Origin of the sequence: Pseudoalteromonas sp. JC28, from assembly GCF_013319255.1 — a bacterium.
In the GTDB taxonomy this organism is placed as follows: domain Bacteria; phylum Pseudomonadota; class Gammaproteobacteria; order Enterobacterales; family Alteromonadaceae; genus Pseudoalteromonas.
In genome coordinates, this window is sequence record NZ_QOKX01000008.1 from 131,585 (window position 1) to 151,983 (window position 20,399).

18 protein-coding genes are annotated in these 20,399 nt (G+C 39.2%); 10 read left to right on the forward strand and 8 right to left on the reverse strand.

Features of this window, described 5'->3' with window-relative positions; all coding sequences use genetic code 11:
• The first annotated feature begins 35 nt into the window (after window positions 1-35).
• The 4 genes from DS891_RS18340 to DS891_RS18355 all read left to right on the forward strand — a co-directional run bounded on the left by DS891_RS18340 (window position 36) and on the right by DS891_RS18355 (window position 4,236).
• The gene (locus DS891_RS18340) at window positions 36-212 is read left to right on the forward strand and encodes a hypothetical protein (RefSeq protein WP_017217212.1); all 177 of its coding nucleotides are present in this window, start codon (window positions 36-38) and stop codon (window positions 210-212) included.
• Between the two features lie 155 nt (window positions 213-367).
• Window positions 368-2,029, forward strand: a complete 1,662-nt coding sequence (locus DS891_RS18345) for a cyclic peptide export ABC transporter (RefSeq protein ID WP_010607110.1) — start codon at window positions 368-370, stop codon at window positions 2,027-2,029.
• Window positions 2,026-3,105 carry a prohibitin family protein gene (locus DS891_RS18350; protein WP_174170559.1) on the forward strand — a complete coding sequence of 360 codons (1,080 nt, stop codon included), beginning with the start codon at window positions 2,026-2,028 and terminating at the stop codon, window positions 3,103-3,105. The genes DS891_RS18345 and DS891_RS18350 overlap by 4 nt, the downstream gene beginning before the upstream one ends.
• A gap of 69 nt (window positions 3,106-3,174) precedes the next feature.
• Window positions 3,175-4,236, forward strand: a complete 1,062-nt coding sequence (locus DS891_RS18355) for a DUF6765 family protein (RefSeq protein ID WP_174170560.1) — start codon at window positions 3,175-3,177, stop codon at window positions 4,234-4,236.
• A 43-nt stretch (window positions 4,237-4,279) separates the two neighbouring features.
• Here the strand turns inward: DS891_RS18355 and DS891_RS18360 are convergent, their stop codons facing one another.
• From DS891_RS18360 to DS891_RS18370, 3 genes are all read right to left on the reverse strand, one after another.
• On the reverse strand, window positions 4,280-5,026 hold the full coding sequence (locus DS891_RS18360) for a hypothetical protein (protein ID WP_010607113.1): 747 nt from the start codon (window positions 5,024-5,026) through the stop codon (window positions 4,280-4,282).
• 339 nt (window positions 5,027-5,365) lie between these two features.
• Window positions 5,366-6,016, reverse strand: a complete 651-nt coding sequence (locus tag DS891_RS18365; RefSeq protein ID WP_174170561.1) for a hypothetical protein — start codon at window positions 6,014-6,016, stop codon at window positions 5,366-5,368.
• The gene (locus DS891_RS18370; RefSeq protein ID WP_069021385.1) at window positions 6,017-6,223 is read right to left on the reverse strand and encodes a hypothetical protein; all 207 of its coding nucleotides are present in this window, start codon (window positions 6,221-6,223) and stop codon (window positions 6,017-6,019) included.
• 416 nt (window positions 6,224-6,639) lie between these two features.
• Here DS891_RS18370 and DS891_RS18375 point away from each other — a divergent pair, with 416 nt between their 5' ends.
• The 5 genes from DS891_RS18375 to DS891_RS18395 are packed head-to-tail and all read left to right on the forward strand — an operon-like array spanning window position 6,640 to window position 14,312.
• Complete coding sequence (locus DS891_RS18375) at window positions 6,640-8,136, forward strand: tyrosine-type recombinase/integrase (RefSeq protein WP_174170562.1); 1,497 nt, start codon at window positions 6,640-6,642, stop codon at window positions 8,134-8,136.
• A 1-nt stretch (window position 8,137) separates the two neighbouring features.
• Entirely contained in the window at window positions 8,138-10,975 is a 2,838-nt protein-coding gene (locus DS891_RS18380; RefSeq protein WP_174170563.1) for a VPA1269 family protein, read from the forward strand.
• Window positions 10,976-10,988: 13 nt separating this feature from the next.
• Window positions 10,989-11,657 carry a gamma-mobile-trio protein GmtX gene (gene gmtX / locus DS891_RS18385; RefSeq protein WP_174170564.1) on the forward strand — a complete coding sequence of 223 codons (669 nt, stop codon included), beginning with the start codon at window positions 10,989-10,991 and terminating at the stop codon, window positions 11,655-11,657.
• A gap of 1 nt (window position 11,658) precedes the next feature.
• Window positions 11,659-12,102 (forward strand): VPA1267 family protein, encoded by a 444-nt coding sequence (locus tag DS891_RS18390; RefSeq protein ID WP_254605951.1) that lies wholly within the window; start codon window positions 11,659-11,661, stop codon window positions 12,100-12,102.
• Complete coding sequence (locus tag DS891_RS18395; protein WP_174170565.1) at window positions 12,099-14,312, forward strand: AAA family ATPase; 2,214 nt, start codon at window positions 12,099-12,101, stop codon at window positions 14,310-14,312. Before DS891_RS18390 ends, DS891_RS18395 begins: the two co-directional genes overlap by 4 nt.
• 122 nt (window positions 14,313-14,434) lie before the next feature.
• On the opposite strand, the gene DS891_RS18400 is transcribed toward DS891_RS18395, so the two are convergent.
• Window positions 14,435-14,752, reverse strand: a complete 318-nt coding sequence (locus tag DS891_RS18400; RefSeq protein WP_174170566.1) for a hypothetical protein — start codon at window positions 14,750-14,752, stop codon at window positions 14,435-14,437.
• Between the two features lie 239 nt (window positions 14,753-14,991).
• Here DS891_RS18400 and DS891_RS18405 point away from each other — a divergent pair, with 239 nt between their 5' ends.
• On the forward strand, window positions 14,992-15,345 hold the full coding sequence (locus tag DS891_RS18405) for a hypothetical protein (protein ID WP_174170567.1): 354 nt from the start codon (window positions 14,992-14,994) through the stop codon (window positions 15,343-15,345).
• Between the two features lie 282 nt (window positions 15,346-15,627).
• Here DS891_RS18405 and DS891_RS18410 read toward each other — a convergent pair whose 3' ends face one another.
• Genes DS891_RS18410 through DS891_RS18425 form a run of 4 tightly spaced genes read right to left on the reverse strand, consistent with a single transcriptional unit; the run spans window position 15,628 to window position 20,398 of the window.
• Window positions 15,628-15,960, reverse strand: coding sequence for a DUF6488 family protein (locus tag DS891_RS18410; RefSeq protein ID WP_174170568.1), 333 nt, complete (start codon window positions 15,958-15,960; stop codon window positions 15,628-15,630).
• A gap of 41 nt (window positions 15,961-16,001) precedes the next feature.
• Window positions 16,002-16,526, reverse strand: coding sequence for a hypothetical protein (locus DS891_RS18415; RefSeq protein ID WP_062566917.1), 525 nt, complete (start codon window positions 16,524-16,526; stop codon window positions 16,002-16,004).
• Between the two features lie 43 nt (window positions 16,527-16,569).
• On the reverse strand, window positions 16,570-17,265 hold the full coding sequence (locus tag DS891_RS18420) for a HupE/UreJ family protein (protein ID WP_174170569.1): 696 nt from the start codon (window positions 17,263-17,265) through the stop codon (window positions 16,570-16,572).
• Window positions 17,255-20,398, reverse strand: coding sequence for an efflux RND transporter permease subunit (locus DS891_RS18425; protein ID WP_174170570.1), 3,144 nt, complete (start codon window positions 20,396-20,398; stop codon window positions 17,255-17,257). Before DS891_RS18425 ends, DS891_RS18420 begins: the two co-directional genes overlap by 11 nt.
• Between the last annotated feature and the right edge of the window lies 1 nt (window position 20,399).

Genomic DNA, 20,399 nt, shown 5'->3' on the forward strand with positions numbered 1-20,399 from the left:
TTCGCACCGAATTTATCAACAACTTGGAGAAAATTATGCTTATCGCTTTATATTTAGTGTTATGCATTTTAACTGGTTATTGGGGACGAAACACCTTTGCCGGACCTGTGGGCTTCTTTTTAATTTCGTTGATGTTTACGCCTATTGTTGGCTTGATCATTTTACTAGTTGGGCAAAAGCGCAAGCCCACAGAGGTGAATGACGAGGAATGAGATCTTACATTGCCGGTAAAACTGGGCGATTTATAAATATAACTTAATGTTTTAATGCAATATTTATTTAAATCCAACAGGCAGTTTTGATTTTTAGGGACTATGCTAAGTAGCATGCGCGGGCGGTAGCCCAATAACAATAAAAGATAATAACAATGGTATTGTACGAATTAATTCGCCGACATATTCAGATAAAGAAAAGGACCTTTATTGCACTGGGGTGTATTTCTGGTTTGGCCAACGCGTTGGTGCTTGCGCTTATCAACAACGTAGCTGCCAATATCTCTGATATTAATAAAGAAAATCATATTCTTTACTACTTGGTGCTATTTACACTGACGATTGCAATATATGGTTTCACTCAGCAAAGATTGATGACTAAAGCCGCGCAAATGGTGGAGCGTGCTATAGATAAATTGAGAGTCGATCTGTTTGAAAGCATTCGTCATACCGAACTGTCAACGCTAGAGAAAATTGGCAAGGAGCGGATCTTTAATACCATCAGCAAAGAGTTACAGACCATATCTCAGTCGGCGCAGCTGTTTGTGATCATTGGTCAATCCATCAGTTTGGTGTTTTTCACATCTCTTTATATTGCCTGGCACTCTTTTGTGGCTTTTATGGTTATCTCGACACTGATTTTGGTCGGCGCCAGTATTCACCGATTACGCGCCAATGAAATCCAGCGCAACATGCGCATTTCTTTTGAAAGCGAAAACCAGCTTATTCAACGCTTATCTGACTTGCTCGATGGCTTTAAAGAAGTAAAGCTCAGTGAGCCAAGAGCGGAAGATTTAGAACATGAGTACCGCCGTGATTCGAATCGTGCAAGGCGTGCAAAAACCAAAACCCAAACCTTGTTTGCGACCGACTTTATTCTGTCGCAAATCACCTTTTTCGCAGCCACAGGCGCGATGGTGTTTATCGTCCCTATGCTCTCTGACGTGTATACCGATGTGGTCATTAAAGTCACCACCGCATCGCTATTTTTAATCGGCCCTATTACCAGTATTGTTGGTGGGATCCCTGTGTTCACCACCGCAACAGAGGCGGCGCAAAACGTCTTAGCATTGGAGCGCGATTTAAAAAATGTCCAAGATGAGCAAGAGGTTAAACGACCTGAACCGAGTGAAAGCCTAACCTCATTTAGTGCCATCACCTTAGCAGGGGCGTTTTATCAACATCAGAAAAAATCGAGCGATCGTCCGTTTGCTGTGGGGCCGGTGGATATCACCTTTGAACAAGGAAAAACCACTTTTATTACCGGTGGTAATGGTAGCGGTAAAACAACGTTTATACGGATGTTGACTGGCCTTTATGAATTACAGAGCGGACAAATCCTTTTGAATGGCAAAGCGGTTACGGAAGATAATCGCCTTGCTTATCGAAGCCTATTCACAGCCGTTTTTGCGGATTTTCATTTGTTCCAGCAGCTCTATGGTATTCGTGATTTGAGTACTGAAGAAATCGACGAATGGTTGGACTTTTTAGAGATGCGCGCCAAAGTGGGTATTCAAAATGGGGCGTTTAGCACCATAGATTTATCATCAGGTCAGCGCAAGCGCTTAGCGCTTTTGAGTACCATTTTAGAAAATCGTCCCATTTACATCTTTGATGAGTGGGCGGCAGATCAAGATCCTATCTTTAGACGAAAATTCTACGAACAAGTGTTACCTCGTTTAAAAGCGCGTGGTAACACCATTATTGCCATCACCCATGACGACGCCTATTTCCATTTGGCCGATGTGCACTTAAAAATGGAGGAAGGTCAGTTGTTAGCACACCTTGACAGTGAAAGTAATGGAGTACCATCATGAACATTAATATTTCAGGGGATTTTGCCTTACTCGTCGCCGGCGGCTTAATACTGGCACTGATCCTATCTAATTTGCTCATGCGGGTGTTAAAGCGTTACAAGCCCAAGTGGCATAAGCGTATTTTGTCTTGGCGTTTTCGCGCAGGTGTGACGTTACTTATTCTACTGTTTATTGCCGTTGCATTGGTCAAAGTTATTTTTATTAAAGTCGACTCAGGTCAAGTTGGAGTGCTGTGGAAGCGCCTTGGCGGCGGTACGTTCGTAGAACATCCATTTTATGAGGGCACGGTGCTGGTTTATCCCTGGGATACGTTGACGATTTATTCGAGTCGATTTCAAACTGCGACCACAGAGATCCACGCCATTACCTCCGAGGGGCTCAGGATCAAAATGGAAATAACAGTGCGATACCGTCCTGTTGTGGAACATATTCCCTACCTACATAAATTAGTTGGAGAGGATTATTTAGATGAAATTGTGATCCCTGAAGTTGCATCAGCGGTTCGCATGATTGTTTCTGATTATACCGCTGAAGAGGTCTATGCTAATCAGCGATTAAAGATCCAAGATCAACTGTTAAGCACTGTGTTGAGAGAAGTTCAGCTACAAGAGAAGTCGATACTCAAACAAGAAAAAAGCGAAATGCAAGGGCACAATTTGGTTAATTTAGACGATATGCTTATTCGTCAGGTTGATATTCCTGAAGGCGTGCATAGTGCGATTGTTGCGAAGGTAAATCAAATGCACTTATACCAAGAATATAAAATGCGTTTAGATGTTGCTGAAAAAGAGGCTGAGCGAAAGAAAGTGGAGGCTCAGGGGATAGCCGACTTCCAAGAAACAGTGAGTGGCGGGATATCTGAAACCTACCTAAGGTGGCGTGGCATAGAAGCAACCATAGAATTGGCGAAATCTAATAACGCAAAAGTGGTGGTAATAGGCAGTGGTAAAGATGGCCTACCATTGATCTTAAATACGGAGGGCAGCACATCCGCTTTGCCTGCCTCGGTTAACCCAAATGCTACGGATCCACAAAGCCAAGAGCCACAAACGCCTAATGCGACTAAATCAAAGTAAGGAATAGTTACATTTTCAGTGTCACGGACTACACTGTGGCGATAAAGGAAAAGAGAAGGACAACGAAAAATGCAAATTGATTTACATCATGGCATGACATGGGTGGTCGCACGCGCGGCGGGATTCACTGACCAAGAGGCTGAAATTATTGCTCACGCGGCACAATACGTAGATGATGCAACAAACTATGGTCACATCAAGTTTGATAACGGTGCTGCTTACGAGCGCATCGCAACCGCCCATAAGATGCTCGATTATAAAAACCTAGACAGCTTAAAGAACATGAAAGTGTGGGTACCTTTTCATTTCCTACCGGGTAATGGGGGGTTACCTGCTGGGCAAAATCCGTCGGGCACCTTTATTCAAAAGCTAGTGTGTAAGCCACATTCCCATGTAGCAAAAGATATGGTCGCTGAGTGTATTGCAGATAAGCATAGGCCTTATGGACTGCACCGTCTTGGTATTACCTCTCATGTCTTTATTGATACTTGGGGGCATCAGGGATTTGCTGGCATACAGCATAAAGTTAATGAAGTGACTGAAATAACGGACTTGAATGGTGAACCAGAAGAGACTTGGCGCGAGCGAATAAGTGAGTACTTTTCTGATGTTTTTCAAGATGATATTCCAAGTTTAGGACATGGGCAGGCGCTTTCTCACCCTGATCAGCCTCATCAGCAGTGGAGTTACTTCAACGGATTGGGCGAGAAAGTGGTGCGAGATAATCCAAGCGATTTTCTGGTCGCGGCCGATGAGCTTTGCAAAGTCTATCAAGACTATCGAGGCGAGGCTATCAGTGGCTTGAGTGAGTCATTAAAGCAAGAGATAGCGCAGTGCTTTGCTGAATTTGATATGGATGATGGTGAAGAACGTCATCAACTGTGGCTTGATGCCATCGAAGCTAACCGATTTGGGCTTGGAAGTTATACCCTAACTTACATTGCCAAAGGTGAAGGGTCGTGGAAACACCAAGCGCTAGGTACAACCCGTGCTAAAGGTGATGACGATAGCTATTCATTTCGCAGTGAATTCCTAACTTCTAACTGGAAGTATTTTCACGATGCAGCCAAAAAGCATCGCCTCTGTGTCATTGATGATATTCTGCCCAAATACGGAATTTGTGTGAGCTAAACTTCAGTAAAGTAAGTGCAGCTAGGCTGCACTATTCTTGTGTTTAAAATAGCTCGGAAGAAAGCTCACGGGATTGTGAGTTTTGGTTTATATGCCAAGTTTCGACAAGGCGAGTCGTACCACCCGAGTTTTTACAAATTAATTCCGTCACCAGCACTTTATAAAAACCACTGTATTTAGCCTCACCGACAACATTCAAGACATCACTATAAAATCCACCTTGATGTCTTTCATTGAAAAATTCTGGGTTACCACTGACATAATTGGCTTTGCGGCACTGGCCTTGGTGCGAGTTGTTATTAATATTAATCAAGCCGGTATATTGAACATCCGCAAAATACCCTGGGCCATTGCTCGGCGTTTGCCAATCAGCCACTGTGATTTCACTGTGCCATACAACGGCGGGAGCCTTGGGTATCTTGTGATAAACAATCGCCTCTTCACCTGAGGGTAACGTGCAGCTGAGTTTAACCGACTTTTCTGTCAGCTTATGCTCCGCAGGCAGTGGGCCAGAAATAAAGGGCGCGTTGAATGTGAGAGGAGCAATCAAATCGCCGGTTTGTGTATTAACCACTTCAAATTGATGGCACTCATCCGCCGCTAAGCCGCCCGTGAGCGCATTAAAGAACTCAGTTGTGCCTGCACGAGCTGAGATAAAATCAACAGGTGCGCCCTGATACTGCGAATGATCTCCCGCACCATCCTGATCATAAAATACCTGTGTAGCCAAAACAGAAGTGGAACTACAAGCCAATGCCATCGCAAGCAGTCGAGTGTTGAATGTAACCATAGTCTTTCCTTTACAGTTGTGTTTATTTTTTATTCAGTCTCAATATAAGGTAAATGTAACTTCATGCAACTTTTTGATTTTTCTGGTTTTGGCAACTATCTAATTGCTGCAACTACTATTTGGAGTGGTACGTGATGTGGATATAAATGCTAAGAGTTTAGCCAGCGTTAGATGAATGGAGTTCAAGTGGGTAGAGGTTCAACTCATCTGACGCTTTGGGACAATAAAGGTAGTCTAAATGCAATAAAGTCAATTTTGGCCGAGTTGTTGAAGGAGGAGAAGTTGTGGCGAATAGCTTTATTTTATAAAAGGATGGCAGCTGGAGGCGAATAGGCTAGCTTAAAGTTGTTTGAACCAAGAGTTGGCTTTCCTTGGTTCAAAATACCCTAAAATACAGTTTGGATTGATTATGCATAGCTGTATGTGATTTCTTTCTCGAAAACCTGCGCCATCATATAAGTGGGAGCCTTCAGGAAACATACCTCGAACAGAATCAATGAAATTAGGATGTTTTTGGATTTTTCTTTTATTTTCAGGAGCCGAATGATTCGTTAATTTAAGGTCTTCAGCGATAAGGTCATTATTTAATTGCTGTAAGCGTAGCATTACTTTGCAATCAAGTTCGCGGACGTAGGTGATATCTTCATAGATAACTCGATTTTTTGGTAGCGGCTTACCAACTTTGTCGAGTTCATTTTTTAGTATTTGATAGGTAGTTGCGACTTTATTGATATCTTGGCTATCCAGAAGATCGACACAATGTCCTAGCTTGATAAATGCTCCAATAACAGTAGGGTTGTCAATGCTGTCTTTATTTTTAGCCCAATCTAGAGCTCTCTCGTAATCATTTTCCCAAAAGTATATACCATGACCTAACCAGTCATAGTCATTTTCACTTTTGGCGATCGAGGCACCGTTCTTGATTACTTCATCAAAGATTTTTTGGTCACATCCGTGAAAACCAACAACTACACCAGGAGATATATACATCTAGGCCGAAATTTTATCTAGCAGTTCACCCTGTGCGTCTAAAATACCAGCTCTTTGTAAGGAGTCTGTAATAGCATCTACAGAAATGTTAGTAGCCACAGTTGAAGCCTGAGGGTGGCTGACAGTGCGACGTACTCTGTGTCCCCGACGAGTTCTTGGGTTTAATTCTTTAGCTCGTGACTCTAGTTCCGCCTGTAAATCAAACATTGCTTACCTTCAAAAAAATATTTACTACTTTTCATTCTACCCTAATTGACTATATCGTCAATTTACCACAATACATTGAAAGTTTATGGTACTTGTTATGTCACCTTTGCTTATAGCTTTTTTCAATGAGCAAGCTTATGTATGCTCAGCATATTACATGCTTTAAGAGAGATAGTACCGAGTGGATTCGGTTAGTAGTTAATAACGTGGAAGAGTAGGAAAAATGGTGGCCCCACCTGGACTCGAACCAGGGACCTAACGATTATGAGTCGTGCGCTCTTTTATCCCCCTATCTTTAATGTCATAAATGTTACTATAAAGGCTATTTGAATTGCAATACTAATTTCCAAATACATTTTAAAAATTTTAAATACCCCCTATAATAGTGTTACTTTTTAAGCGCTTTGAGGGTGGCGATGGCTACAAGTAAATTTACTCCTATTGGCAGATATCATGTTGTAATGAAGTCTCAGTCGGATGAATTTTCGGGGGAAAGTAAACCAGTATTATTTATTGATACAGGTGATGAAGCTCTGCACGTAAAATCACTTTCAGACTATTTTGATGATAAAAGTAATAAGGGTCGTGGTTATCAATGGATGCGTGAACGAGCTAGAGCTGTTGGTCTTTTTTACGATTACCGCCTTGCGTATATAAAGTCAGGTAGCCCCGCTATAACTCCGCTTAAAATGATTACAAACTTTGGTAATGCAATAACTCTAGGCACTATTTCTCCTAAAAATGCTACCGACCCACTGGGATTAAATTGGCCTGCTACTTCTTTAACTACTTCACGAAAATTATTAAAAGCGCTTAAAGGCTTCATTGATTGGTGTGTATTAAATGAAATTGTTGATGAAAATGCATTTAAGATAAATAGCTCGACTAGCGGAGAGACTAATTACTTAAAATATTTATACCAAGCATACAAGGTAGAACTTAAGTCAATCTACTCACACCTTATTGATCCAGTCGAACTAGCAAAAAGGTTGGCAAAACAAGCTGAAGAAAATTTACTATTTGGCGATGATAAATCGATAACTCCAACTAGTAGAGCAATCAAATACTTTCCGAGTTGGTTGGTGCCAGATCTGTTGTTACATGGTTTTAAAATACGAGGAAGGAATGGGGAAGAAGAGGAAAATATTACCGCAAAATTGATTACACTCATTCACTTTTTCTGTGGAACTCGGATATCCGAACCATTTCACTTATGGTTCAACGATATAATTCCTCAAGTCGATGGTTCAACAAAAATTTTACTGCGCCACCCATCTGACTCCTTAACCAATATAATTGGAGAAAAAAATATAACGAGAAGATTATATCTATCAATGCGTAATCTTTTCCCAAGAAATACGAAGGGCCTTCCAAAGTCGTATTATGCTGGATGGAAAGATTTAGCAGTAGATCAATCGCTTGAAGCTCCTGTGTTTTTTCTTCATGGAAGTGCAGAAAATTTAATTAGAACAATGTTCTTAAATTATTTGAATTACAGAAAAAATTTAATGAAACATTATTCTGACAGGCATGGTTTTGAACATCCATTTTTGTTCGTCAGCGGTCAGGGTAGCTTTGCTGGTGAGCCATATTCAATGGGAGCATATAGAACAGCTTTAGATGACGCTTATGACAGGTTAGAAAAAAGGTTTGGCTATAAAATTCCAAGAGGAAGGAAGCATGGGACAAATCCACATGGAATGCGTCACTTTTTTGGGCAAGGTTTAAAGGATGCTGGAATGGACGCTAAAGAAGTCCAAAAAGCTATGCGTCATCGAAGTCCAATTTCACAGTTGGTTTATACCGAAGCAAAAGATAGTGATGTTCAAATGGCACTAGACAAGGCCAAATATGAGATCGAAAACAACTCGAACAAAACGATCACACCTAAAATAATTGAGGCGTTAGGATAAAATGGACAGTTATAAGAAGTTTTTTACTGAGTTCGACAAACCATCAGAATTAGAATATTTTCCTAGTCTATTTAGAGAACTGCTAGCTTTTTTAAAAGATGAAATATCTTCTTCCAGAAAGGCGAAGTTAAATGTCAACTATATTCAAAGTAGTTTATTTAGGGATATTTTAAGCCAAAATTCCAAACACTCTGTTTTTAAAGAAGCAAACAAAAATAACTATAATGGCGTGGCGCAATTCTGTTATGTCATAGAAAAGCTATTTAAAATTAAAAGTATAGATGGTATTTCCATGTCAGTATGGAATATAGTTTTTTCGGAAATGGTGAAAGGGGACACTTTTTATCCTGAGACGGGCGCTAAGTTCCTAAATATATTTAGATTACTATCTAATTTATTGGTTAAGCATACTGATAATAATGAATTTAAAGTCAGGAATATTTCTGACCCACATAAAAAAAAGTCAGGAAACAAAGGCAGTCAAACAACATTTGGAAAGTTATTGGTAAAACATCCTACCTATTCACAATGGTTTGATGCTTCAAATAAATTTATAAATGAAAAGATATTAAAAAGTCAGAAAAGCCAAAAATCTGCTCTTGCTAAGTTTATTACCTTTGTTATTGAAGAACATAAGATTCTAGATCCTATTGTTTATTTTTCAGAAAAACGATCTGATTTCCTAGTTTGGTTAGAAAATAATAATGTGAAAGACAAGTTAGTAACTTGTAAAACCTCACAAGAGTTTTCAATCTGGTTTATAAATAACCATATGACAGACTATACAGACGAGCCAGTAGCTCTGGGATACCCCTTGTTTGATGACATTCGTTACCAACACGTTTTAAAGCAGAGTAACGATTATAATAAAAAAAGGTTTGAGACAAACAAGCACCCGATGCCAACCAAATATGTCCAATTATGTCAAAATATCATTTCAGAGAATGATTATAAATGGCCTAAATCCTTGGATTCTGAGAACTATTATCAGTTCAATGAATTCTTGGGAATCAATGAGAAAAAGTGGTGTCCCGTAAATTCTATTTTATTCTCTTTAATGTTCGAACTACCATTGAGAAAAATTCAGTTTACTTCTTTAGACTCTGGTGAAGGAGATGAATTGACATATAACCATAAGGCTAAAAAGTGGGAGGATAACCAGTCAACTAATTCAGGTTATTGGTTGAATATTGGTGCGAATAAACAGTCACGAGGCTTTTTATCGCAGAGTGAAACTGATCAAACCAAAGTTGATTTATATGTCAATACCAATAAAACGGAAGATCAAAAGAATCAATTTGATGAAAATAGTGGTTATCGAATTCCTTGGCACAATGAATCTGCTATTGAATTAGCTAATTTTTTAAGGAAATGGCAAGAATTAAATAACCCAATAAATGGCCCAACAGCTTATAGTGAACTACCAAAAAACACATTTTCATCCGAGCCTACTGACGCAGCCATAGAGATGCTTCCTGACAGATTCTATTTATTCAGAAGTCATTTGAATACTTCTTCTTCGGAGGCACCTATTGCAGATTATAGAACTTTCAAGTTTTGGCACCAGCTTATGGATGAACTTGAAAAAAGGCTTAAAATACAAGGCGAAGAACATAGAATTGTTATAAAAAGAGATAAAAACGGATTCCCTAAAGAATCTATTTTTACGCCACACGGACTTAGGGTTACAGGGCTTACATCTTTTATGGAAGCTGGTGTGCCAATTGAAATATTAAGCAAGATTGTTGCTGGTCATAAATCAATTCTAATGACACTTCATTATATAAAATACAACAATACCCATATCAGCCAGATTCTCAGTGAAGCTCATTATAAAATAGAGCAAAAAGCGCAAGAAAATTATGCCAAGTGGTTAATGGAAGCATCATGGACAGATGCCGAAAAATATAGTGTTTTCAACGATGAAAATACTTTTAGTACATTTTGGAATAGCAAAAATACATCATCAACTGAAATAAGAGAGTGTGGCATTTGTCCAACAATGGGTACGACTTGTAACATAGGCGGAAAATTAATAAGGAGCAATGCAAGTAACAATAATAAAGGCTTGTATGAGGCTGTTGAAGGAGGTGAAGGCAACTGCATTATGTGTCGTTTTTTTATAACAGGGAAAGCGTGGCTAATCCCTTTATGGATTAAAACTAATGTCCTGTTGGCAGAATCAAAAAAATTGGCAATTACTTTAGAAAGTCATCAATGCAAATTAGAATTATTGAAAAAAGAACGTTTTAAATTTGTAAAGGAACAAAATCCTATACCACCAGAACTTAAAGCTAAAATTCAGTCATTAGATGGCATTGTATCAAAAGAAAGTACCCGGCTAGATAAGAAACTTAGAGAGGCCCATAGAGCATATAACTTACTTGAAAAAGTTCGATGTTTGGAAGAGTTAAAGGAAAAAACTGAAGATAATTCACAATCCTTAATTTTGCTAAACTCTGAGAATTCTGGTGATTTTATTTTTGATGAAACATCAAGTTTTAGACAGCTTGACTTTATCGTGCAAGGAGGAAGGCTGTTTGACGAATTGGACTTAGAACTATTTGAAAAAGATAGAAATAATTTTATCGACACGTTTTTGTTTAACAGTGGCATGACTCCAATAACACTTTCACCATTAACTGAAGATGAAAAAAAAGCTGCAACCGATGCTGCCGCAAAGCTATTAACAACCCAATTAACGGATGCTGAACTTGAACAATTAGAGTCAAATTCTGTAACGCTGAAAGAATTAGGCTACGCATCTAAAATTCAAAACGAAATGCAACTATCTGTTGAGCAACAAAAATTAAAAATTCCAGTTGTTAATTTGGATTAGAGTAATAATAGAAATGAATAAAGACAGCGCAAAAGAAAGAGTTCAAAACTTAATAGAAAAAGCATCCAGAGAAGATCAAAAGTTAAGACTTAAGGCTTGGAGTGATATTTGCGAAAAAGCCATAAGTGAAAAATTAGACTTTAGTGTTGCGAATCTGGTCCGACAAATAAAAAACAATGGCTTCAAGCTTACAAAGAGAACAGTATACAACAAAAACAATAGTAATTTATATTTACCTATTTATGAAATTTGGAGTAACTATAAGTTAGACAATGAAATAAGAACAAAACCAAGCAATACTAAAACCACTAACTCCGATCTAGATGGCTTATTTAATATTGATATTAATGAAATTAAAAACCCTGTTACTCGATATCAAGTAAGCATTGCCTTGGGGCAATTAAAATCATTTAAAAATCAACTTGATTTAGCCACTAAAATAAACAACCCGAATGCACTAATTGGTCCAGAACAGACTCAACTTGAACATAAAGAACAAGCTAAAATACACTTTCATCGATTTTCAGATTATGAACTAGAAATTATAAAAGAATTCTTAAACAGCCAATTTTTTGAATTTGATGAAAACGGGAAAATGTTTAGTGCTTCCAGCATAAAAAAAGGGACAAGCCTAACATCTGAGGGTTTTAAACAAGCTTTAGAAAAAGTATTAAGTGATTAGTATGAGCGGCATGAATGGACAGCAACTAAAGGAGTTCTATGCCAATGCTTTTGAAGTATGGAAAGAGACTCAGAGTGATGATGATTTCATGCAGATCATCTATCGAGGCCAACTTTCAAGAAAAGAAATGGCAAAGGCAATTGGCTCTCAAACAAGTGTCTTTCGTCAAAATCCAGTAGTTAAAGAATCACTGCAAAACCTCGAAGATACCCTACGAGAGCGTGGTGTACTGCCTCCTCTCGTGCAGTCAGCCAAAACCAACACAAATGAACCTAAAGAGTACTCTAACAAAGCAACGACTGACATATTAAACATTAAGCGTTTAGCTGAACTTGAAGCAGAGAATATTGAACTTAAAGCTAAAGTTGAGCAGCTAGAGAAGCAGCTTGAAAAATATGGTGAATTATCAGAAACACTGTCGGAAATGGGGTTTATCCCGAGATGATAAATTCAACTGCTGAGAGCGTATTTAATGAAAACTTTAGAGTAACGAGTATTCCGTTTTCGGCACCGAAACTTGTCATTTTTTCAGGAGTACCAATTAATCCAAAGTCTTATCAAGTAAACTCTGGTAAGTATTACGTCACGATTAAAGCGAACCCTCAAGTATTGCCAGTTATGCCTTCTGTGGGCCAACATTGGAATGTCGCAGGTCTAAGAAAGATTGAAAATAAAGAAATAGATAATTATGTGATGCAACAGCATACATACGAAAAATCTTTCCAAACTATTAGCTGCACACTGCCAGAATCAAACGAAGAGTTAATTAACTTCATTGCCAAAGAAAAAGACTTTCAGGGCATTGGTGCAAAGAAGGCTAGATTGCTCTGTAATGCTCTAGGGGATGATTTCTATGAAATAATGAACAATGATAGTCTTACATCAAGAACTCGCCTCAGAAGCTTTCTCAGCGACCATTCCATAAATGAACTTTTCAAAGGTTATGCTAAATATCGTAATTTGTCGCATTGTAATTGGATGTCTAAAAACAAAATTCCATCTCGAATTCAGCAGCAATTACTTAAACATCATGATGAAAAAACTATTGATGCCATCAAGAAGAATCCATTTATTTTGGTCAGCTTCGGTATGACATTTAAAGAAGTTGACTCGCTAGTAAAAAATAGTGAGTTCAATTTTGAAATGACAGATTACGATCACCGAAGATTAAGTGCGGCATTAGAGTTTGCATTGAGAAAGCAAATTGAAAAAGGACATACATTCACAAGTCAGACTGACTTGAGACCGCAGCTTAGTAAGTTATTTAACAACGACAAAGAGCTGATATCAGCGACATTTCGGGCTGGTTACAACAAGGCTCAATATGTCTTAAACCCTGATACTGGCAACTTCCACCCTACTGCACAACTGTTAATGGAAAATACTATTGCTAAGCGCTTAATAAAACTAGCTAAGCAAAAAAATTTATATGATGAGCATTCAAATGCAGCATACCACTATGCAGTAGCGCAACTGCCATACGAGATGAAAAACAAGCTGACAAAAATGCAAATTGAAGCAATCGTGACATGCTTAGATAATGCTGTAAGTTGTATCACAGGTGGAGCAGGCACTGGTAAAACAACAGTACTTAACACTGTGTTAAAAGCATACTCCAAATTAGGTTACGATATTCACGCTATTGCATTAAGCGGCAGAGCCGCTATGAGGCTTCATGAGAGCATCGGTTTTGATACGCTTACGATTGCCCGTTTTTTGAAAAATAAGCCCATAGAGATTGATTTAGCAACAGAAAAAGCCCTTTTGGTCATTGATGAAGCATCAATGATTGATGTACCAACTATGTATCGTCTAGTAACGCACATTCATCCAAGCGTGAAAATCATTTTCACTGGAGATCCCAATCAGCTTCCGCCTATCGGCTCTGGCAAAGTACTTTCTGATATCGTTGAATCACAAGTTATTGCAAACACCATGTTAGATATTGTTAAAAGATCAGAGGAAACAACAGGTATACCAGAGTACTCACGCATTATTAATGATGGGGAAATGCCAGATAAACTCAGCACTGGGAATATTCATTTTCATCAAACACAGGAAAAAGATATTGCTGATGTGTGTTGCGAACTCTACTCTCAAGCCCCTTTTGATAGTAAAATTATTGCGCCTTCGAAAGCGTTGGTAGCAGAGATAAATAAGCTGACTCAAGACCTTGTTAACCCTTATGGAGAAAGGCTTGAGTTTAATATGGATGGTGAACGTCAGTTTGTTAATTACAGACAAGATGATGTGATCATGTTTACTCAAAATCATTATGACAAAGACATCAGAAATGGTTCGCTCGGAACACTAAGTAACGTTGAGTCAAAAGATGATTATTTTGGTGAGATAACGCTAGATACCGCAAAAGTGCTTAAAGTTGACCAAACTATTCTAGACTGCATTCAGCTTGGCTATGCAATAACGTTACATAAAGCCCAAGGCTCACAATTTAAGAGAGTCATCATTGCAATACCAAAATCGAATATCATTGATCGAGCTTGGATATACACTGCAATAACACGTGCGGAAATGGAAATTCATATTGTTGGTGATGCTCATAAGCTAAAATCATTTATCGAGACACCGAGTAAATCACACCTAAGAAACAGCTATCTACTGAATTTACTTCGTCAATTCAACGAGCAAGATTAATTAATAACACCGTTCAAAAAATCAAATCGCTAAAAATGATCAAAACGTTTTTTGTTTTGATCATTTTGGGGATTCAACAAGCGAAGCGCGTTAGCAGCTTAAATTATGGTTACCCCGTAACATTAATGAAAATAGCTGATGTTATATTCCCTCACGAATTTAATTTCCTGCGGACTTAAACCAGCCCTGAGCATTTCAAAATCTTCAAACTTTATTTCGGACATACAACCACCTCCCAACAATTGATAGGTTGAGCCAGATTTAGTTTGAAGCAAAGTCCCGTCTGAGTTGAACTTTTCAATTGAAGATGTAGTAACATAATCACCAGCGTTAAAGCGACATGAACTATCATGGACAACTGTGCCATAGAGCACTCTACCAAGTTCGCCCTCGTGCCCTAGAATAGCTACGATTTGCCAATTTTTTACTACCGTATTCATTTTAAGCCCCACTCATTTCCTCAACAAAGACTAAGACTTTTCTTTTTAAAAAGATAACGAATCCGTGGAAGTAATAATGACTTTTTTCATGAGATTAGGTATGTCAAATTCACTTCATATTAATAATAAATTAGACTCCCCATTATAAGTGGTATTGCGATTGAATCTTATTGATTACATTTTAAAAAGAACTTTTTTGAACATAACAAACGATTATTATCTTTTAGGAGAAGTCTGGAATGGCAATTATTTACTCAAAGCAACAAGCGATGGATGATTTACCGTTTATTGGTGATAAAGACTTATTCCGCGCAGTTGATTTAGCACTGTGGCTTTATCTTGAACAACGTAGAAGTTTAAAATATTCTGTAGATAAAGCATCAGAAAAGCGAGGTTATAAACCCAAAGTAGCCATAGAACGGTTAATGAGGCAGGTTATACCTGAAGAAGTTATTTGGGATAGAATGGAAGATTCACGACCAGTAGTTAATACAGGCAAAGTTTCAAAGGAGTTTGCTATTCGCAACCAAAGAATGAAAAAAGTTGAACAAGATGGCAAACAGCACGTAAATGATTTCACTAGCGAGAGTTAGGTTTCATGCTTACTGAAAGATACACCTTCATAAATACAAACATTGTAGCTCATTTAGATTAACGAACTAGAAATGATCACGCTTAGCGTGAGGGACACTTTAAAATAACGATCTGAGCTATTTATTAGTTTTCTGATGTTCATGTGAATAATTCTTAACTCGAACTGTCAGGCTCGATTAACAGAACTCAATCAAATCTGACAGTCGCATAGGTGCCAAAAGCGGACTTGGTACAAAACAAAGACACCTCATGTTTTTATCAAAAGGTGCCTTCTTATTTTGTTAAAAGTCGTTTTTATTTTTAACCGCTAATACTTGACCGTTTTTAGCAATTTGGAAATAAAGCTTATTTTCATTGTTAGGATTAGAGGCGCTAACAACGTAGAAATTGTCTTCAACGCTAGCAATCGAAAGTTGCGACTTATCAATATTTTTCCATGATTCATCTAACTTACCGACTTCAAAACCAGCGTCTTTAAAAGTCATTTTTTGAATATGTGTCGCAGCGATGCTAACAGCTTTTTGACCGCTGATGACACCATGATCTCCATGTGCCTGTACATTACCTGTTAGCAAGGCACCACAAAGCGCAACGATTGATATTAGTTTGTTCATTTTAGTCTCCATTTCGTATGAAATTCGTAAAGTTAAATTCGTTATTGTTTAAGGCCAATAACTTCGTATTGTCCTTTAACCAGTAACTGCACTGACACTGGCTTATCTGATTTGTTTTTCCAGTACCAACCATGAGAGCCAGCAAATGGCGTGGTATAGCTGCCTTTCATTTCATTAGTTGTAGCAATAGCATAGCTTTCAAAATATCCCGTTGTGTCACCTTCAGGCTCACCATGTAAATCGAAGTACAATGGAGCACCATCGGTTAACCATTCATAAGTCATTTTTTCATGCTGCTTCATATAAAATTTATATTCGATGCCGCGTCCCGCAGGGACTGTCACTTCTATTGTTTGAAACTCATCCGTGCCTTTAGTTGTCTCTAATGATGTTGTTTCCACTTCAGTCGCTTGTGCAAGTGCTGTTAAACCTAACTTGTTGCCAATACCTGTCGGATCGATGTTGTACTCTGCTGGTAAGATAAAAGTAACCAGTGCAATAGCCGCGACAACGACTGCTGAGATACTCGCTTTAACGAGTGTTTTGGTACTAACTGTATGTTGCATAAAATTCTCTTTTATTTCTGTATTTCTATAAGTTAAAAATCGATTAAATAGTAAAGTAACCAGTAAGTTGTAAGCCCATCAACATCATACCAGCACTCATTAGTGCAGTATTCGTGACTGTCGAAAAACGTTGAAATGACGGCAGTTTTCTCCATGCATTTATCATGATCAAAATAAGTGCGAGCGCAGCAAATTGACCAAGTTCAACACCTAAGTTAAAGGCAATCAGGTTGGTAATAAGACCTTCATCAGCTAGGCTAAATTCTTGTAATTTGGTAGCTAAACCAAAGCCATGAAACAGACCGAAAATCAGCACCGCCCACTGAGTATTAGGCTGCCAATTAAAGCAACGCTTAAAGCCTCCTAGATTATCGAAGCCCTTATAAATTACGGAAAAACCGATTATGGCATCAATTAAATAAGCGTTGACTTGTATGTCACTTAACACACCAAATAACAGGGTTGTACTATGCCCAATAGTAAACATGGTGACGTACAACAGTACGTCACGGCTACGATATAAAAAGAAGATAACACCGACTAAAAACAGCAAGTGGTCATAGCCCGTTATCATATGCTTAGCGCCTATATATAAAAACGGGATAAACTGTACTCCATTATTTTGCTCTAAAAATGCTCTGGTTTTATCATCGACTCCGTGAGCAAAAGCTTCGATACTGAGAAGCGCTAACAGCGCAATCGTCAGATAGGTCAGTACTTTAATCATGTTACTTGGCATCTTGAGACTCCAATACTTCAACATCAGTCAAAATAGACTCCTTTTCTTTATGTAAAATTCTGTATAAGGCAGGAATGACAAACAGAGTCAAAATCGTTGACGAAATAATGCCACCAATGACTACTGTTGCCAGAGGTCGCTGAACCTCCGATCCTATGCCTGTGTTTAACGCCATAGGAATAAAACCTAATGAAGCAACCAGTGCGGTTGTTAACACAGGGCGAAGACGCGTCAGCGCACCATCAAAGATTGCATTATCAAGTGCTAAGCCACCTTTACGCAGCTCTCTAATAAACGACACCATAACCAGTCCATTAAGGATAGCGATGCCCGATAAGGCAATAAAGCCAACTGCTGCCGAAATTGAGAATGGAATGTCACGTAATAACAGCGCAGCAATACCACCTGTTAATGCAAGCGGAACCCCCGTAAAGATGATCATGGCATCTTTAAATGAGTTGAGCGCGAGGATTAACAAACCAACAATCATGATTAAAGTGACAGGCACAACGATACTCAGACGCTCTGAAGCGGATTGCAGTTTTTGGTAAGTGCCGCCATATTCCACCCAATAACCAGCAGGTACTTCAACGTTTTCATTAATAGCTGCTTGTATGTCTGCAACAAAACTACCTAAGTCCCTACCACGAACATTGGCAGTTACTACCACTCTGCGTTTACCATTTTCACGATTTATTTGGTTAGCACCCGATATCAGCTCAATATCAACCAATTCTTTAAGTGGTACTGTATGTCCATCAGCCAAAGCTATCGGTAAATAAGGTATTGAATCGATATCATTACGTTTGGACTCTGTGAGCCTTACTACAATATCTGAGCGCACATCGCCTTGATAAAACTTACCTGCAACTGTACCACCCATAGCTGTTGCCACTTGAGACTGTACTTGGCTAATACTAATACCAAACTGCATCAGTTTTTCACGATTTGGCACAAGATTAAGCATAGGTAACCCTGTCGTTTGCTCAACTTGTATATCTACGGCACCTTCAACTTGAGAAATTGCACCCTCTATCTCACTGCCTAACGTAGTCAACGTATCAAAGTCATCACCAAACACTTTTATCGCAAGTTCAGCTCTCACCCCAGCTAACAATTCGTTAAAACGCATTTGTATTGGCTGTAAAAACTCATATCGGTTCCCCGGAATTGGCTGTACTAGCGCGGCTAACTCTTCTACAACTTGAGTTTTTGTCTTATCTGGATCAGGCCACAACTCGCGAGGTTTCAGGATAATGAAGTTATCTGCGACACTTGGCGGAACGGCATCCGTTGCAACGTCGGCAGTGCCTATTTTGGCAAAGACGCGTTCAACTTCTGGCATTTGTTTAATTTTATCTTCTAAAGATTCCTGAAGCGCGATTGCTTGAGACAATGACGTACCCGGAATTCGCAGCGCGTGCATGGCAATATCACCTTCATCCAAATTAGGCGCAAATTCACTGCCTAACTTAGTTGCCTGATAACCTGTAAAGCCAACCAATACTGTTGCGACTACAACAACTAACCAGCGGGCTTTTAATACATAGTTCAAAGCGGGCTTGTAAAGAACAGCAGCACCACGAATTATTGGGCTATGTTTTTCTTTCACGGGCTTTTTAAATAACAAGGCAACCATAGCTGGTACAAAGGTAACCGATAACACCATAGCGCTAAGTAACGCGATAACTACGGTGATCGCCATCGGGTGGAACATTTTGCCTTCAACGCCTTCTAAGGCAAAAATTGGTAAGTAAACAGCGGTGATAATAAACACGCCAAATAGAGCTGGGCGTATGACTTCTTTTGTTGCTTCGAACACGAGTTCCATGCGTTCTTTTAGCGGCAGAGGATTGTTTCCTGCTTGACTTAGCCTGCGAAGACAATTTTCTACAATGATAATGGCACCATCGACTAACAAGCCAAAATCTAACGCGCCTAAACTCATCAGGTTTGCACTCACGCGAGTTTGTACCATACCTGTCACTGTCATCAACATGGCAAAAGGGATCACTAAGGCAGTTAAGAATGCGGCTCGGAAATTCCCTAACAAGACAAAAAGTACAACGATAACCAGAACCGCCCCTTCGGTCAGGTTAAGCTGAACCGTTTGCAGGGTTTTATCAACTAATTTAGTGCGATCATAAACAGCGGTTGCGACAATACCTTCTGGTAAAGTGGCGTTAATTTCTTTGAGCTTTTCTCCCACGGCATGGGCAACGGTGCGGCTGTTTTCACCAATAAGCATGAACACCGTACTCATTACCACTTCACGACCATTTTGTGTAGCAGCACCAGTTCTTAGCCCTTTGCCGTTTTCAATATCAGCTACGTCTTTTATATAAATTGATGAACCATCAAGCGACTTAAGCGGAATATTACCAATGGCAGTCATATCAGTAACCTGACCGGGCAGCCTTAACAACCACTGTGCGCCATTTTGCTCAATAAAGCCTGCACCTTGGTTTTGGTTGTTTTGCGAAATTGCATCAACCACATCGGCTTGTGACAGCCCAAAAGCAAGTAACTTTTCAGGTTTGAAAGCGACTAATATTTCACGCTCAAATCCGCCTATCGGGTTCACTTCTACTACACCCGGCACCCGCATTAACTGTGGTCTTATTGTCCAGTCATGTACGGTTCGTAAATCCGTTGGTGTAATAGGCGTGCCATCAGCATGTGTAGCATCAGGCTCAGCATCAACAGTGAACATGAATATTTCACCAAGACCTGTCGCAATTGGTCCAAGTTGAGGCTCTAAGCCCAGCGGTAACTCAGCGCGTGCCGCTGATAAACGCTCATTAACAAGCTGACGGGCAAAATAGACATCAGTATCATCATTGAATATTGCAACCACTTGAGATAGGCCATAACGAGAAACTGAGCGGGTATAGGTTAACCCCGGTAAACCCGACAACGCGGTCTCTAACGGAAAAGTTACCCTTTGCTCAACTTCTAATGGCGTAAACCCAGCCGCTTCGGTATTGATCATTACCTGCACATTGGTGATATCGGGCACTGCATCAATCGGTAGTTTGGTAAAATTCCATATACCCAAACCTGACACAGCTAACACCATCACCATGACAAGGAATTTGCGCTTTATTGAAAAGCGTAAAATTGACTCCAACATT